The organism is Priestia sp. JV24 (assembly GCF_025910025.1).
GTDB lineage: Bacteria > Bacillota > Bacilli > Bacillales > Bacillaceae_H > Priestia > Priestia megaterium.
Genome location: NZ_JAPCIN010000013.1, coordinates 18,924 through 33,239, shown reverse-complemented (window position 1 = coordinate 33,239; position 14,316 = coordinate 18,924). Strand labels below are relative to the sequence as shown.

The following is a 14,316-nucleotide window of genomic DNA, read 5'->3' as shown; positions in this document are numbered from 1 at the left end:
ATCGTTCATAAAGAGATTTTCTATTATCCTTTTAACCTTTTTGAAATCCTGTTTATTGTCTAACATTCATATAAATGTAGTAACAGTCACTTCTATATTTATATGAATGTTAGACAAAATATCCTAATCTATTATTCCTTCATTTCAGATAAAGAAATATCTTCTTCTTTACCTAGTGTCTAGAGATAAGGTAGCAATAACCCTAGATATCTCTATAATTTGTTAAAATAATTAAGTCTCTTAAAGTGTTTTTCTTCGAACGAAATGATATCGCTTTCAAAAAATCTCAATCGTAATAACTACACATATCTTCTCCGAAAGCTAAAGGAATTTAGGATTTATTCCAGGTGTAACTTAATTAACGAAACTATAGCATTAAGTTGGGCTATCTCCTTTAATCTCTTCATACTGTAATCTCATTATAATAAACATACTTTTCTTGTATATAGGTAATGAATGGAATCAAAAAAATGAGGATAACGAAAAGTATATTTTTAATTTCATGTTCTCTTTTTGCGTACTTCAGTTACATTATATTTATATGTAACAGATAAATCAAGAAAATTATTATTCATTTCGCGTACATTTTATTTAGATAGGTCTCATAGAAGTGAATGATATTTTAATAACGAAGAACTGTTACTTAAATATTAACCTTTCGTTTATGTTCAATAAGGTTGAGTAATAGATACTTCAGTTTAAGTGAGGAAGCTAATCCCTAATCGCGCATATTCTAGATCCGTTTACTCCTGACCTACTGCAGTAAAGAAGCATATCTGCACTTTATTTTTAAATATTTTCCATAATAATAAGCGACCCTATATACCGTAAACAAAGTTAATAAGGTCGCTTATACTATATTTTGATTTATTATTTTTTTGTCTGTTTCTTTATAATAAAATATCTGTAATCTCATTAATCTTCTGACAGAATTTCGCTATCATTATTAATTTGATCGAATAAATAAGTAAGATAAGAATCTAGTTCAAATTGATTACCTTCAACAAAATCATATAGCATAGAATTATTTTCTTCTCTCATTTTTAGTCACTCCAATTTAAGTTTTTTCAATTTTTATACATGATGACTATGATTCTTTTTTTGACCCATCTTTCTTAAAAGAAAGCTTACAATTAATACTAAAATGATTGATCCAATAATTGCTGGGATGATTGCAAAACCGCCAATGACTGGCCCCCAACTTCCTAAGATAAGGCCGCCTAACCAAGAACCAATAAAGCCAGCGATAATATTACCAATAATACCTCCAGGAACGTCGCGTCCTGTAATTAAACCGGCGAGCCACCCAATAATTCCACCTACAATTAGCATCCATAGAATCTCCATTAATATTTCCCTCCTTCTAAATTGTTTAGTTAACTTTACCCCTCACTAGAACTCATTAATCTTGTTATTTTTTTCCTGATTAGAGCTTTTCTCGTATATAAAAGGACACCCTCTCATTTCTCGACTGTTTCATGAAAAAGATAAACGATTAAGACAGCCCTCAGCATATAAAAAACCAGCACCTCCTATATAACCATCTACCCCTTACCTACTGCAGTAAGAGCTCCTTGTTATTTTTTGAGTAGACAGGTAAGTTTACTGCAGTAGCTGCATCATAGTATCTAAAGAATTACGACTTGATTACTAATCAGTATCTATTTCAGTATCGTTGCCGCGTTAATATACGTTGTGAATGTACAGTTTTAATTAGCTACTTTTCCTTTGTTAATCCGGATTACACGTTATCTTTCCATATCTCAATGCATCATAGATAGCTCGCCCATCGCTTAAACTCGTTTCTGAATATTCAAAGGGTAAGAGCGAGAAAACAATATAATAAATAGAGAAATAAACAAATTGGTAAGAGAAGAGATTCTTTGAGAGAACACCCCACATAATTAAACCATATACAAAAAGGATAGACGCTAAATTAGCTATGGTACCTCCAGCATAAACACAAGCATGAGTAAACCGATTATCATACTTTAATTTTTCGTAAATACAAAAGGAGTGCAAAAAATAAATAGATTTTATTTTAATTTTTTTCCACCTAAAAATCGTTCTCCCTTGTCCAATGGTAAAATCGATCCTTCCACCTAAAATAATAGCCATAAGTGAGTGCCCCAGCTGGTGAATAACAGACACAAGTGGAATGACAATTAAAAAAGAAAATAATAATTTCGGCATATCACTCCATCCAAACATACCTGTCTCCCCTTCATGCTAAAATAGTCTTACATTTGATATTCCACATTTCCGTCTATCAAAACCGGTATTCTTATGAGGGCTATATAAGAGAACGGTGCGTTTCTATGTTTTGTTTTTATGGTTTCTATTAGGTTAACTAAATAATTAAACCCGACCTTCTTTATAATAAAAAGAGCTACCTCCAAATAGAAAAAGGTAGCTTGGCTCTACTCAAGAAAAAAATTACATACGTTAATCTGGTTTAAAAAATTTAAGTATTTTAATATGATAAAACACTTAAATAAAACGCTTTCATTTTTTTCTATTCACTTATTTCCTTTGTTACAATGAAATTATAAGGATTAGAGTAGAAGGGTAGATGGGAGATATGAGTACAAATCTATTGATAATTTAGGGGTTATATTTCTGACAACAGTAGCTATCACTATTTTAATTAAGATTTCGGAGGAAGATTAAACGATACTATAAAATAAAAAGCACCTCGTTCTATTGGCATTGGAGAGTGAGGTGACTTTTTTTGATTTTGAGTTATACTTTGCAAAAGTATAAGAAAGGTTAGGTCTACTAGTAATTATAACATATTAATTGAAAGGTTGTCATACAAATTTTATTGTAGAAGAGCACCTCTGTACTCAAAAAACAGGAGTGCTCTTTAGCATGATTATAATTATTTTTATCTTTTTGAATTCTTATATTAACCATCTTTTTCCTTTAAAAACTTTTTATCCTATAGAAGAATAATAGTTCTTACAATATAATGTTTTCCTCATTATGCATATCCGATATATGACTTCGTTGTCCTGGTTTCACAAATATCATAGATACCATTCCAATTATTACGGCAATGGCAGCAGCAGTAAACATAGCATTATACCCATGTGCCGCAACAAGACTTCCTGTTAGCGTAGGCGCAATAATAGTAGCCAGGTTTGCAATAAAATGAGTTACTCCCCCAAAAGTTCCTGCTTTATTGGGCTCTGTATCAAGAACAACTGTCCAATAGATCGAATTGGGTAGGTAATTAAAGGCATTACCTATACACATTAATAAAAGCACTGAGGCCGCGCTTCCAACCGTTGGGATTAGCATAAAACAAATAGCTGTAAAAAATAAGCAGACTACTGTGAACCAGGATCTAGCTATACGCAAAGTTCCTGTTTTCTCACGTAATTTATCCGAAATTTTCCCTCCTATTAATCCTGTAACAATAGCACCTACCCATGGAATCATACCTATATATGAAAGAGATGCTAAAGAATAATTAAATTCATCTTGCAGATATTTTGGAGTCCAAGTTAGTAATAGGATATTGACATACAAAAATGCAAAGTACCCAATAGCGTTCATTACTAATGTAGGGTTTTTAAAAAAATAATACCAAGGAACATTTTGGGGATTTGTATTATCTAATTGTAATTCACCTTTTATTAAATTATCTGTGCTTCGAATTTTTTGAAGTTCAATTTTTGAAACTCTCGGATGATCTTCAGGTAAATTTGTAAATATTTTTCTCCATATTAATACCCAAATAAAACCTAATAGGCCAAGAATAATAAATGTTATCTTCCAATTAGTGAATGTGAGAAGACCCACTACAATAGGTGCCGTGACCAATGCTCCAATTGGAGTTCCAACTAAGCCAAGTGCTACGGAAAAACCTTTTTCTTTTGGAGATACCCAATTTGCCATCGTTCGGTTCATTGTAGATAAAGTAGGTCCTTCAGCCAGACCAAACAAAACACGAAATACCGCAAAACCAGCTAATGCAGAACCCCCAAAGAACGTTGCACCTAAGTAACCAGCAAATATTGTCCCAATTTCAAATATAGACCATGTGGTGCCAGCAAGAATCCACATAAACTTAGGACCTTTCTTATCTGCCAACGCTCCTCCAAATAGTGCACCAAAAATATAACCATAGCCAAAATACCCCAAAATTGCCCCCCAACTTACTGGATTTAAGTTGAATTCTTGAATAATTTCAGCTTGAGCGTATGAAAGTGCTCCTCTATCTATGTAGTTTATGATTGTTATAATAACAATCATAAAAATAATAAAGTAGCGATAATTGTGTTTCATCAATTACTTCTCTCCTCTCTCATTTTTTCACTTTTCTTCCTGAGAAAGAAAGCTTCATAACAAATCACTAGAGATTTGTTATTTTCAAAAGGATAAGGAAATTAATATTTTATGTTCTATTTGCAAAGCCTGTTAAAAAATTTAAGAATACATGAACTCCTGCTTTAATAGTCATTCCTGATTTATCACGTAAGGGATCTAAACATACAATATCCATCGCTTGGACTAATGGGTGTGAACCAGCAATATATATCGCTTCGAACAATTCATCCGTTCTCATTCCTCCTGTAGTTCCTGCTGGTACACCAGGGGCATAAGCGATATCAAGAACATCCATATCTACTGTAAGATAAATGGCATCCACTTTCTTAGCTAAATCGTCTAAGGCTTTTTCAACTGTATTAGAGATTCCTGTTTTTCTAGCTTGAAGTAAGGTCACATAATTAACCTTGTGGGTATCTGCATACTCTTTGAGAGATTTAGAGTTATAAAACCCATGCAAGCCAATATTCCAAACGTTTTTGCCTTCAATTGTACCACTCTCAATCAAGTTTCGAATGGGTGTTCCATTTGATGGTCCGTTATCTTCTAAACTGCGTAAATCAAAATGTGTATCGAATTGAAGAATTCCTATACGTTGTTCTGGATGTGATGCTTTCCAGCCTTTTACTAACATAGCCGTAATCGAATGATCTCCCCCTAACATGATAGGGAGGGTATGGGGGTGATATTTCCTCATTGAAATCATTGCTTCTTTAATATACTGATGAGAAAGTGAAATATCTGTTACATGCTGTTTGACATCGCCTAAATCTAAAACCGATAAGGAGGTCAAATCCGTATCATATTCAATATGATACGGATTAAACGATTTCCATAGTTGTCTCATAGCAAGGGGTGTTTCACTTGCTCCTGAGGCACTAATAGAAGATCTCGAAAGAGGGACTCCCAAAATGGTTACATCTACAGCTTGAAAATCTATTTCATCTTGCCCTTCAAAAGTCTCGATCCAATCACTTACCTTAGGTTCAGTTGAACGCTGTCTTCCCCAATGAAAAGAGGGACGATTAAGTTGTGGGTACGGGTACGTCACGTAAAACCCCACCTTCTACAATCACTTGTCCTTCTTTAATCACAGTATCTACAAGGTTTACTGCATAGTTATATTGCAACGTTTGATAATTTGGTGCATCAAATAAAACAAGGTCCCCTTTCTTTCCTACTTCGATACTCCCAACTTCATCAGCTCTTCCAATGGCATGAGCTGCATTAATTGTACATGCTGTTAGGACTTCGGCTGGCGTCATCTTCATCGTAAGACAAGCTAGATTCATAATAAAAGGTAATGATTCAGTAGGTGATGACCCTGGGTTACGATCAGTTGAAAGGGCAACCGGAACTCCAGCTTCAATCATCTTTCTTGCATTCGCAGGCTTCTCCATTAAAAAGAACGCTGTACCTGGCAACAAGACTGCAATAACACCACTTTTAGCCATTTGTTTAATACCTTCATCAGATACCTGTAATAAATGGTCGGCTGAAACAGCCCCTACTTTTGCTGCAAGTTCTGCACCGCCAAATTGAACAATTTCATCTGCATGTATTTTTGGCTTTAATCCGTAGACTTTTCCTGCCTCAAGAATTTGCTCCGACTGTTCAACTGTAAAAACTCCTTCTTCACAAAAAACATCGCAAAACTCAGCTAAATTTTCTTCTGCAACTCTTGGAATCATTTCCTCTATCACTAAACGAACAAATTCGTCTGGGTTTTCTTTATATTCAACTGGAACAGCATGCGCTCCCATGAAGGTAGAAACTAAATCAACAGGGTGTTTTTCGTTTAGCTTTTTTGCTGCTCGTAGCTGTTTCAATTCATCTTCCAGTGTCAAACCATATCCACTTTTCGCTTCAACCGTCGTAACTCCATATTGTAGAAAACGATTCAGGCGTTTAGAGGTTTCTTGGATCAGTTGTTCTTCTGTAGCTTCTCTTGTACTTGTTGTTGTTTGGAGAATTCCTCCGCCTGCTTTTAGGATATCAATATATTTAGCTCCGTTTAATCGCATCTCTAGTTCTTTTTCACGACTGCCCCCAAACACAATGTGAGTATGAGCATCAATTAGACCTGGAGTAACAATCTTTCCTGAAGCATCAATCGTATTTATATGTCCATTCAAAGTATGAACATAGCGTTCTGCTTCAACATCTGATCCAACAAATGTAATCAATCCATTTTCTACTACAACACTGCCATGTTCGATAATACCGATATCGGACATATCTTGAGCGCGTTTTGGTTCTTTAGTTCCGCCTCTAACTGTAATCAGTTGTGAGGCACATTTAATATACGTAATACATGACATAATGCTCACTCCTTTTCTTTTAGTCTAATGTTGGAATGTTCATGCCCTTTTCTTTGGCAGTTTGAATGGCTAATTCATAGCCTGCATCTAAATGACGAACTACGCCCATACCAGGATCTGTTGTTAATACGCGTTCAAGACGTTTAGCTGCATCTTCCGTACCATCTGCTACTACGACCATACCTGCGTGAAGAGAATATCCCATGCCTACGCCACCACCATGGTGAACAGATACCCAACTTGCCCCTGCGGCTGTATTAACTAGTGCATTTAAAATAGGCCAATCTGCTACAGCATCACTGCCGTCTCTCATCGCTTCTGTTTCACGGTTTGGTGAAGCAACAGATCCCGCGTCTAAATGATCTCTACCAATAACAATAGGTGCTGAAAGTTCTCCAGATGCAACCATTTCATTAATAATTTTTCCAAATCGTGCACGTTCTCCATATCCTAACCAACAGATACGTGCCGGTAATCCTTGAAATTCAATTTTTTCTCTCGCCATTTTAATCCAGTTACAAAGATGGGTATTATATGAGAATTCACGTAAAATAACTTCGTCTGTTTTATAAATATCTTCTGGATCACCTGATAAAGCTACCCAACGGAAAGGTCCTTTTCCTTCACAGAATTGAGGACGGATATAAGCAGGTACAAAACCTGGAAAGTTGAACGCGTCTTTTACGCCTTCATCTAACGCTACTTGACGAATATTATTTCCGTAGTCGAAAGCAATGGCTCCTTCTTTCTGCATATCTAACATAGCCTGAACATGAACAGCCATACTCGCCTTAGATTTCCTTACATATTCTTCAGGATTTTCAGTACGTAATACTTCTCCTTGCTCTAAGGTAAAGCCTACTGGAAGATATCCATTTAATGGATCATGCGCAGATGTCTGATCCGTTACAATATCTGGAATAAATCCACGTTTAATCATTTGAGGAAGCACTTCAGCTGCGTTTCCAACCAAACCAATCGAGAGCGCTTTTCCTGAGTCCTTTGCTTCTTGTGCTAAAGCAATCGCATCATCTAGGCTTTCTAACACAACGTCACAATAGCGTGTTTCAATTCGTTTTTCAATACGTGTTCGGTCAACATCAATTCCAATGACTACGCCCCCTGCCATTGTAACTGCTAATGGCTGAGCGCCTCCCATGCCTCCTAATCCAGCTGTTACGGTAATGGTACCTTCGAGACTACCATTAAAATGTTGTTTTGCACATTCAGCAAATGTTTCATATGTACCTTGTACAATTCCTTGACTTCCAATATAAATCCAGCTACCGGCTGTCATTTGCCCATACATCATTAATCCTTTTTTATCGAGTTCATGGAATTTTTCCCAATTTGCAAAGGCCGGAACAATATTGGAGTTAGCTAAAAGTACACGTGGTGCATCTTTATGAGTTTTAAAAACAGCTACTGGTTTTCCAGACTGTACTAATAGTGTTTCATCCTCTTCTAGATCTTTCAAAGTGGCTACGATACGATCGAATGCATCCCAATTTCGAGCTGCCTTCCCTATTCCCCCATATACAACTAATTTCTCCGGATGTTCTGCCACTTCTGGATCTAAATTGTTCATTAACATACGAAGAACAGCCTCTTGTACCCAACCTTTTGTATTTAATTCTTTTCCATGAGGTGCCTTAATTATCTTTTGTTCAGTAGTCATATTTCTTCCCCCTGTAAATAAATTTAAATAATTTTAAACGTTTTTTAAAAATTTATTCTTATAGATAATTACTTATAATCTGGCCATATTTCATACGGGTTTACTTTACGCAGGAAATCTCATAAATCTTTATAATTGAGAAAAAGAAAGGTTGATACCCTAATATTTTAATAAGTCTATGCTAGAGTTTTATAATAAAAACGACTTTACACGTTCATTAACGTACCATTTCGTAATTAACTTCTTTTACAACCCCTTTTAAATCAGCAGCCAATTTTTCAATATCACGTGAGAAGATTCGATCTTTCGTAATTGTTGGAACAGATTTTCTAATTCTTGAATAAAGTTTCGTTGTTTCTGGAGCTAACTTACTTACACCTCTAATATCAGCAGCCTGAGCAGCACAGATAGCTTCGATGGCAAGAACCCTTCTACTATTTTGAATAATTTGATAAGCATGGCGAGCAGCAGTTGTTCCCATACTCACATGATCTTCTTGATTAGCAGAAGATGGAATAGAGTCTACACTAGAAGGATGAGCTAATGTCTTATTTTCCGAAACTAATGAAGCAGCAGCATATTGAGTAATCATTAAGCCTGATTGAAGACCAGGGTCAGGACTTAAAAATGCCGGTAAATCACTTAGTTGGGGATTCACCAATCGTTCGATACGTCTTTCAGAAATATTTCCTACTTCAGACATTGCAATTCCAAGAAAGTCCATCGCAAAAGCAATAGGTTGTCCATGAAAGTTTCCACCGGAAATAACATTTCCACTGTCCGAGAAGATTAGTGGATTATCTGTTGCTGAGTTTATCTCAATCGATAGTTTCTCTTTTACATAATTTAAAACTTGTTGAATAGCACCATGGACTTGTGGGATACATCGTAATGAATAGGCATCTTGAACTCGAATTTGTCCCTGAGTAGTGGTTAGTTGACTACCGTCAAGGTAAGAAAGAATCCGTTCAGCCACTTGTTTCTGTTCAGGGTAAGGTCTTACAGAATGAGATTCTGGTGTGAAAGCGTCAACAATTCCTTGTAAACCTTCTAATGTCAGGGAAGCAATTCCATCTGAAAGATCAGCTAACTTTTGAGCCTCCATGTAAGCAACCACACCTACAGCAGTCATAGCTTGGGTTCCATTGATTAAAGCAAGCCCTTCCTTAGCTTGCAATTTGATTGGTTGAAGACCTGCTAATTTCAATGCTTCTGCACCTGACATTTTTTCACCATTAAAAATGGCTTCTCCTTCTCCAACTAATAATAGGGCTAAGTGCGATAGAGGAGCTAGATCACCACTTGCTCCTAGCGATCCTTGACTAGGAATAACTGGAACGATATTTTGATTTAAACAATCTATTAATAACTGCAGTGTTTCTAGACGAATTCCTGAATAGCCTTTCGCTAATGCATTAGCTCTTAGAAGTAACATAACCTGGCTTACTTCTATAGGAAATGGCTCCCCAAGCCCACAAGCATGGCTTCGAATTAAATTGATTTGTAAGTCAGCTAAATCATGCTTTGAAATAACTGTGTCACTGAATTTCCCAAACCCTGTGTTTACACCGTAAATTACCTTGTTATTGGTAATACTATCCTCCACTAAAGCTCTACTTTTTTTGATATTTTCTAGAGCGTGATCACTAATTTTAACAGAATAACCTTCATAAATAACTTGATGAATTTGTTCATACGTTAATGAGTTACCGTCTATTTGAACAAACATTCTAATCACTCCTTCTTAAATTAAAAAGTCTTATTGTTTTTGAACATAAAAAGGGGCTATATCAAAAAAGAAACAAATCTTTTTTGATATAGCCCCCTATAAACTAAACTGAATAAACTATGGGCTTTAAATACAATTTTAAATATCTAAAACAAACATAACTAACAATGCTAAATGAATCTATACTTTAAGGTCTAAAGCTTAAAGCAACTAATGTGTCTGAAACTAGTATCTCTTTATCTGAATAATTTGTCAATTGTTTTTTGAAAAATTTAAAATTATTTATTTAAATTGCTTTGAATAGATTTTTTTAGATATGGTTAAACCCAAAACCTAATGCATCATGTTCAAACCCTTTTTTTGGAGCCCCTATAGTTCCATAGACACATACACTAATCCATTCTCCCCCATAACCAGAGGAGTCAATATTTCCTCTGACAATTGAAAAAGTTAAACCAACTGTACGTAAAATATCGCCTAACTGTAAAGTCCCCCTACTTACTCCCTGAATTGCCTCCAATATGGCATGATAAAGAGCATGGACTTCCCTATACGAATTAGCATTTATAATATGGTTATTTTTAGCACTTGTTTCAACAGCAGCAACTACTTTTGATAGCTCCATAGCCCCAACTTTTCCAACTGTATAGTTATAACCCCTTGAGTCCAGTTCTTGTTCAACTTCTTTCACCAGTTCAGTATTATGCAAGAGAACCAATAAAGAAGTTAACTTACCCATTGAAAAATTATTCTTTTGTTTGACCTGATTGCTCATAAGATGTTCCCCCTTTGTGCTTCCCTTACTACTAGATTAGTATATACTGAAGAGTATATTAGATGTCAACCCACCTTTTGGTAGCGCATACATTTCTGCGTTGACAACTATTTATTCGGTAGATATACTAAATATAATTCTGAAAATTCTAGATAATATAGCCTTTAGTGGATGAATTAAATTTTAGTTAATGGAGGATCTTAACAAAAAGATGGAAATATAAAAATCAGGTATGATGTTATTTTTTAGAATAGGGTTTTCTCCAAGAGAGTAGATCAGATACCTATCAGACTTAAAAATATTACTTATATAAGTTTATTTAGGCGTAGTTAAGTAAATAAGACAAGACTCCAATTTAGTTATTAGTTTATAGAATGGAACTTGGCAAAAAGGAAATTATTATTTTTGCGAAGTTTTTTTGTGTTGGAAAGACTTATAGTAACTTGGAAAGGAAAGCTAGATTATATTTTTTGAGGTTTTAATAGATATTTTAAAAATCATAAAGAAACTATATTCATTCAAAACATATTTTAAATTATGTCCAACCGATCTGCTCATTTAAATTTTTAGTTTAAAGGAGAACCCTGCTTATAACATAAAAATAATTAAATCATACTATTAGGAAGAGGGTTATACATGCATAGTAAAAAAATAGAAGTATCCAATGAGCTTCAAAGAAATATGAAAAGCAGACATTTATTTATGATTTCAATTGGTGGAGTAATTGGAACAGGCCTTTTTCTAAATTCGGGTCATATTATCAATGAAGCAGGTCCTGGTGGGGCTGTATTAGCTTACCTTGTTGTGGGTTTCTTAATGTACTTAGTTATGCTTTGTCTTGGTGAATTGACCGTATCTATGCCGGTGACAGGATCATTTCAAGCCTACGCAACAAAATATATAGGACCTGGAACAGGTTTTACTGTGGGATGGATGTACTGGTTGAATTGGGCAGTTACAGTAAGTGTTGAATTCACAGCATCTGGATTATTAATGCAGCGCTGGTTTCCTGATATTCCTGTTTGGGTTTGGTGTGCTATTTTTGGAACTTCTTTGTTTATCATTAACTCTCTGTCTACTCGCAGTTTTGCAGAAACAGAATTTTGGTTTTCAAGTATTAAAATCGTAACCATTTTATTATTTATTATAATTGGGGCAGGTATAATTTTTGGATTTCTTGATACTCATGGGGCAAAAAATCCAGTTCAAAGTGTTTCTACCATAATGAATAATGGAGGACTTTTTCCAAATGGATTTAGTAGTGTTTTCTTTGCCATGATTGGAGTTGTTTTTTCTTTTCAGGGAACCGAATTGATTGGTATTGCAGCTGGAGAATCTGAAAATCCACATAGGGAAATCCCTAGAGCTATTAAAAATACGGTTTGGCGAACAGTATTTTTTTATGTAATTTCCATGCTTATCCTCGTTAGTTTAGTCTCCTGGAAAAAAGCAGGATCAGTAGATAGCCCATTTGTCTATGTTTTCGACAATGTTGGGATACCGTATGCAGCAGATGTGATGAATTTTGTTATTCTTACTGCGGTTTTATCGGTTGCAAATTCAGGGTTATATGCATCCACACGAATGCTATGGGCTATGAGCCTCGAAGGATTTGCTGGGAAATCTTTTTCAAAATTAAGCCAAAAGGGGGTACCATTACGCGCATTAAGTGTAACTTTTTTAGTAGCATGTCTATCTCTTTTAACAAGCTTCATTGCTGCTAATACTGTTTTTCTAATTTTAGTATCAATCGCTGGCCTAGCTGGCATCACTGTTTGGATGTTAACTGCCCTATCTCAATTAAATTTCCGTAAAGCTTATATTGCGGAAGGAAATGATATTAATCAATTAAACTTCCGTACACCTCTGTATCCTATTGTTCCAATTACTTGCTTTGTACTCTGTTTAGTAGTCATTGTTAGTATGGCTTTTGTTGATTCTCTCAGGGCTGCTTTATATTGCGGTCTCCCATTTGCAATTGGGTGCTATGCCTACTATTACTTACGTATTCATAAGAAAATAGATAAGGAAAAAGATACAATAATATTAAAGAGAAGTTCTGGGGAATAGACCTAGTGGGAATTACATTCTTCCTTTAATTAATGGATCATTGAGTAAATCACGATATTTTCATTACCTCTTTTTGATTTTTTAGCAGATTTTATCCTTGGATAAGATCTGCTTTTTAATTACACTAACAAACATTAGACACGAATTAATTCATCAACCTTTTTTATAAAACATGGGATTAGGCTCTGCCATCTGAATATGGGTTACCTCTATATTTCTCAAATATACTCTACATTTATTTTTCGTCTTTTTCTTTCTTTTCTAATTTTTATAAATTATATCACCGTCTTTTATGTTAATTTCACATATCAATTAGATATTGAAACCCCTTATACTTTTTCTAATCATCATAATCACTCTAAAATTCATCTTAAAATCACATTAAAAATAGATGAAAATAGTAGAATTTTATAAATTTAGTGGTATAGTAACAGCTACATAAGCTCTCTAAGAAAGAAACTTTATTATAAATCAGCTATATTAGATTAATAAAGACAGGAGTAATTGTAATGAAAAAATTGACCTTAATATTTGTATTAATATTTGCAATAGCTATACCAAATGTTGCTCAGGCAAAAGGATTTAGTGGCCATAGTTCTTTCAGTCACAGTTCTTCGTTCAGTTCTCATTCAAGTAGGGGCACATATTCAAGTGGCACTTATCATTCTGGATATAAGTCTCCGTCAAGCAACGTTACAAAAACACCATCGTATACTAGGTCTCACACGACGTATAACCAGACGCCGCCTTCACGAGCAAAAAGTATACTGACTCATGCTGCAGCGTTTGGAACGGGGGCACTTTTGGGCCATATGCTTCATCCATTTGGAGGAAATTATAATGGTACGTATGGAAATAACGCTTCAAATGGATTTTCTTTTTTAGGAATTCTTGTAGATATACTTGTGATTTTAGTCATCATTTGGGTAATTAAAAACATCTTTACAAGAAGAAGATATTAAGGAGAAATTTAAGATGGAAGTACTATTTAATGAACAAGATATTGTAGATAGTATTTGTATTTATATTGCGTTAAAAGAAAGAATCGAACCTCAACAAGTAGAAGTAGATTTGGAATTTCATCCCTCTCTTGGGTTTGCTGCTTCTACCTTAGCATTAGGACGTACAGCGCGATTGCATGAACAAGACATCATTGATGCTGTTGCAGTATATTTACAGGACTATCACCAGTTCGTCGCTAATCATCTACAAGTTAATTTATCTTTTTCGGAAAAGAATGGGTTTACTTCCTCTATTCAAGTATTGAGTAATTAGTAATTAATTTTTGACATGAGACTTCCGAGCATTTTCATACTGGAACGAATAAGTTCTTTCATTATAAGTTTAGTTTATTATAAAAAGATATATGTAAATGTAAAATAAAAAGAAGCCTCAGTTTTTAAAAAAG

General features: G+C 34.8%; 12 protein-coding genes. 3 read left to right on the top strand and 9 right to left on the bottom strand.

Going from position 1 to position 14,316, the window contains the following annotated elements; translation table 11 throughout:
• Nucleotides 1-915: 915 nt before the first annotated feature.
• From OK414_RS08985 to hutP, 9 genes are all read right to left on the bottom strand, one after another.
• Nucleotides 916-1,041, bottom strand: coding sequence for a hypothetical protein (locus tag OK414_RS08985; RefSeq protein ID WP_255219823.1), 126 nt, complete (start codon nt 1,039-1,041; stop codon nt 916-918).
• A 33-nt stretch (nt 1,042-1,074) separates the two neighbouring features.
• On the bottom strand, nt 1,075-1,347 hold the full coding sequence (locus tag OK414_RS08980; protein ID WP_016763729.1) for a GlsB/YeaQ/YmgE family stress response membrane protein: 273 nt from the start codon (nt 1,345-1,347) through the stop codon (nt 1,075-1,077).
• A 384-nt stretch (nt 1,348-1,731) separates the two neighbouring features.
• Nucleotides 1,732-2,211: a site-2 protease family protein gene (locus OK414_RS08975; RefSeq protein WP_205662633.1), complete on the bottom strand. Its 480-nt coding sequence runs from the start codon at nt 2,209-2,211 to the stop codon at nt 1,732-1,734.
• 750 nt (nt 2,212-2,961) lie between these two features.
• Entirely contained in the window at nt 2,962-4,293 is a 1,332-nt protein-coding gene (locus OK414_RS08970) for an MFS transporter (RefSeq protein WP_205663033.1), read from the bottom strand.
• A gap of 109 nt (nt 4,294-4,402) precedes the next feature.
• Nucleotides 4,403-5,386, bottom strand: coding sequence for an agmatinase family protein (locus OK414_RS08965; RefSeq protein WP_205662632.1), 984 nt, complete (start codon nt 5,384-5,386; stop codon nt 4,403-4,405).
• Nucleotides 5,361-6,656: an imidazolonepropionase gene (gene hutI, locus OK414_RS08960; RefSeq protein WP_205662631.1), complete on the bottom strand. Its 1,296-nt coding sequence runs from the start codon at nt 6,654-6,656 to the stop codon at nt 5,361-5,363. The genes OK414_RS08965 and hutI overlap by 26 nt, the downstream gene beginning before the upstream one ends.
• A gap of 19 nt (nt 6,657-6,675) precedes the next feature.
• Entirely contained in the window at nt 6,676-8,334 is a 1,659-nt protein-coding gene (gene hutU, locus OK414_RS08955; protein ID WP_205662630.1) for a urocanate hydratase, read from the bottom strand.
• Between the two features lie 217 nt (nt 8,335-8,551).
• The gene (gene hutH, locus OK414_RS08950; protein ID WP_047934127.1) at nt 8,552-10,063 is read right to left on the bottom strand and encodes a histidine ammonia-lyase; all 1,512 of its coding nucleotides are present in this window, start codon (nt 10,061-10,063) and stop codon (nt 8,552-8,554) included.
• A 310-nt stretch (nt 10,064-10,373) separates the two neighbouring features.
• Nucleotides 10,374-10,838 (bottom strand): hut operon transcriptional regulator HutP, encoded by a 465-nt coding sequence (gene hutP / locus OK414_RS08945; RefSeq protein ID WP_028408945.1) that lies wholly within the window; start codon nt 10,836-10,838, stop codon nt 10,374-10,376.
• 636 nt (nt 10,839-11,474) lie between these two features.
• Here hutP and OK414_RS08940 point away from each other — a divergent pair.
• From OK414_RS08940 to OK414_RS08930, 3 genes are all read left to right on the top strand, one after another.
• On the top strand, nt 11,475-12,908 hold the full coding sequence (locus OK414_RS08940; RefSeq protein WP_047933615.1) for an amino acid permease: 1,434 nt from the start codon (nt 11,475-11,477) through the stop codon (nt 12,906-12,908).
• Nucleotides 12,909-13,417: 509 nt separating this feature from the next.
• Nucleotides 13,418-13,870 (top strand): hypothetical protein, encoded by a 453-nt coding sequence (locus OK414_RS08935; protein ID WP_047933616.1) that lies wholly within the window; start codon nt 13,418-13,420, stop codon nt 13,868-13,870.
• 13 nt (nt 13,871-13,883) lie between these two features.
• A complete protein-coding gene (locus OK414_RS08930; RefSeq protein ID WP_053215339.1) occupies nt 13,884-14,183 on the top strand; it encodes a DUF2653 family protein in 300 nt (99 codons plus the stop codon).
• Nucleotides 14,184-14,316: the final 133 nt, after the last annotated feature.

Excerpts from the sequence above, each read along its gene's own strand:
- OK414_RS08985 (WP_255219823.1), bottom strand. The coding sequence starts at position 1,041 with ATGAGAGAAGAAAATAATTCTATGCTATATGATTTTGTTGAAGGTAAT.
- OK414_RS08980 (WP_016763729.1), bottom strand. The coding sequence starts at position 1,347 with ATGGAGATTCTATGGATGCTAATTGTAGGTGGAATTATTGGGTGGCTC.
- OK414_RS08975 (WP_205662633.1), bottom strand. The coding sequence starts at position 2,211 with ATGTTTGGATGGAGTGATATGCCGAAATTATTATTTTCTTTTTTAATT.
- OK414_RS08970 (WP_205663033.1), bottom strand. The coding sequence starts at position 4,293 with ATGAAACACAATTATCGCTACTTTATTATTTTTATGATTGTTATTATA.
- hutI (WP_205662631.1), bottom strand. The coding sequence starts at position 6,656 with ATGTCATGTATTACGTATATTAAATGTGCCTCACAACTGATTACAGTT.
- hutU (WP_205662630.1), bottom strand. The coding sequence starts at position 8,334 with ATGACTACTGAACAAAAGATAATTAAGGCACCTCATGGAAAAGAATTA.
- hutH (WP_047934127.1), bottom strand. The coding sequence starts at position 10,063 with ATGTTTGTTCAAATAGACGGTAACTCATTAACGTATGAACAAATTCAT.
- hutP (WP_028408945.1), bottom strand. The coding sequence starts at position 10,838 with ATGAGCAATCAGGTCAAACAAAAGAATAATTTTTCAATGGGTAAGTTA.
- OK414_RS08940 (WP_047933615.1), top strand. The coding sequence starts at position 11,475 with ATGCATAGTAAAAAAATAGAAGTATCCAATGAGCTTCAAAGAAATATG.
- OK414_RS08935 (WP_047933616.1), top strand. The coding sequence starts at position 13,418 with ATGAAAAAATTGACCTTAATATTTGTATTAATATTTGCAATAGCTATA.
- OK414_RS08930 (WP_053215339.1), top strand. The coding sequence starts at position 13,884 with ATGGAAGTACTATTTAATGAACAAGATATTGTAGATAGTATTTGTATT.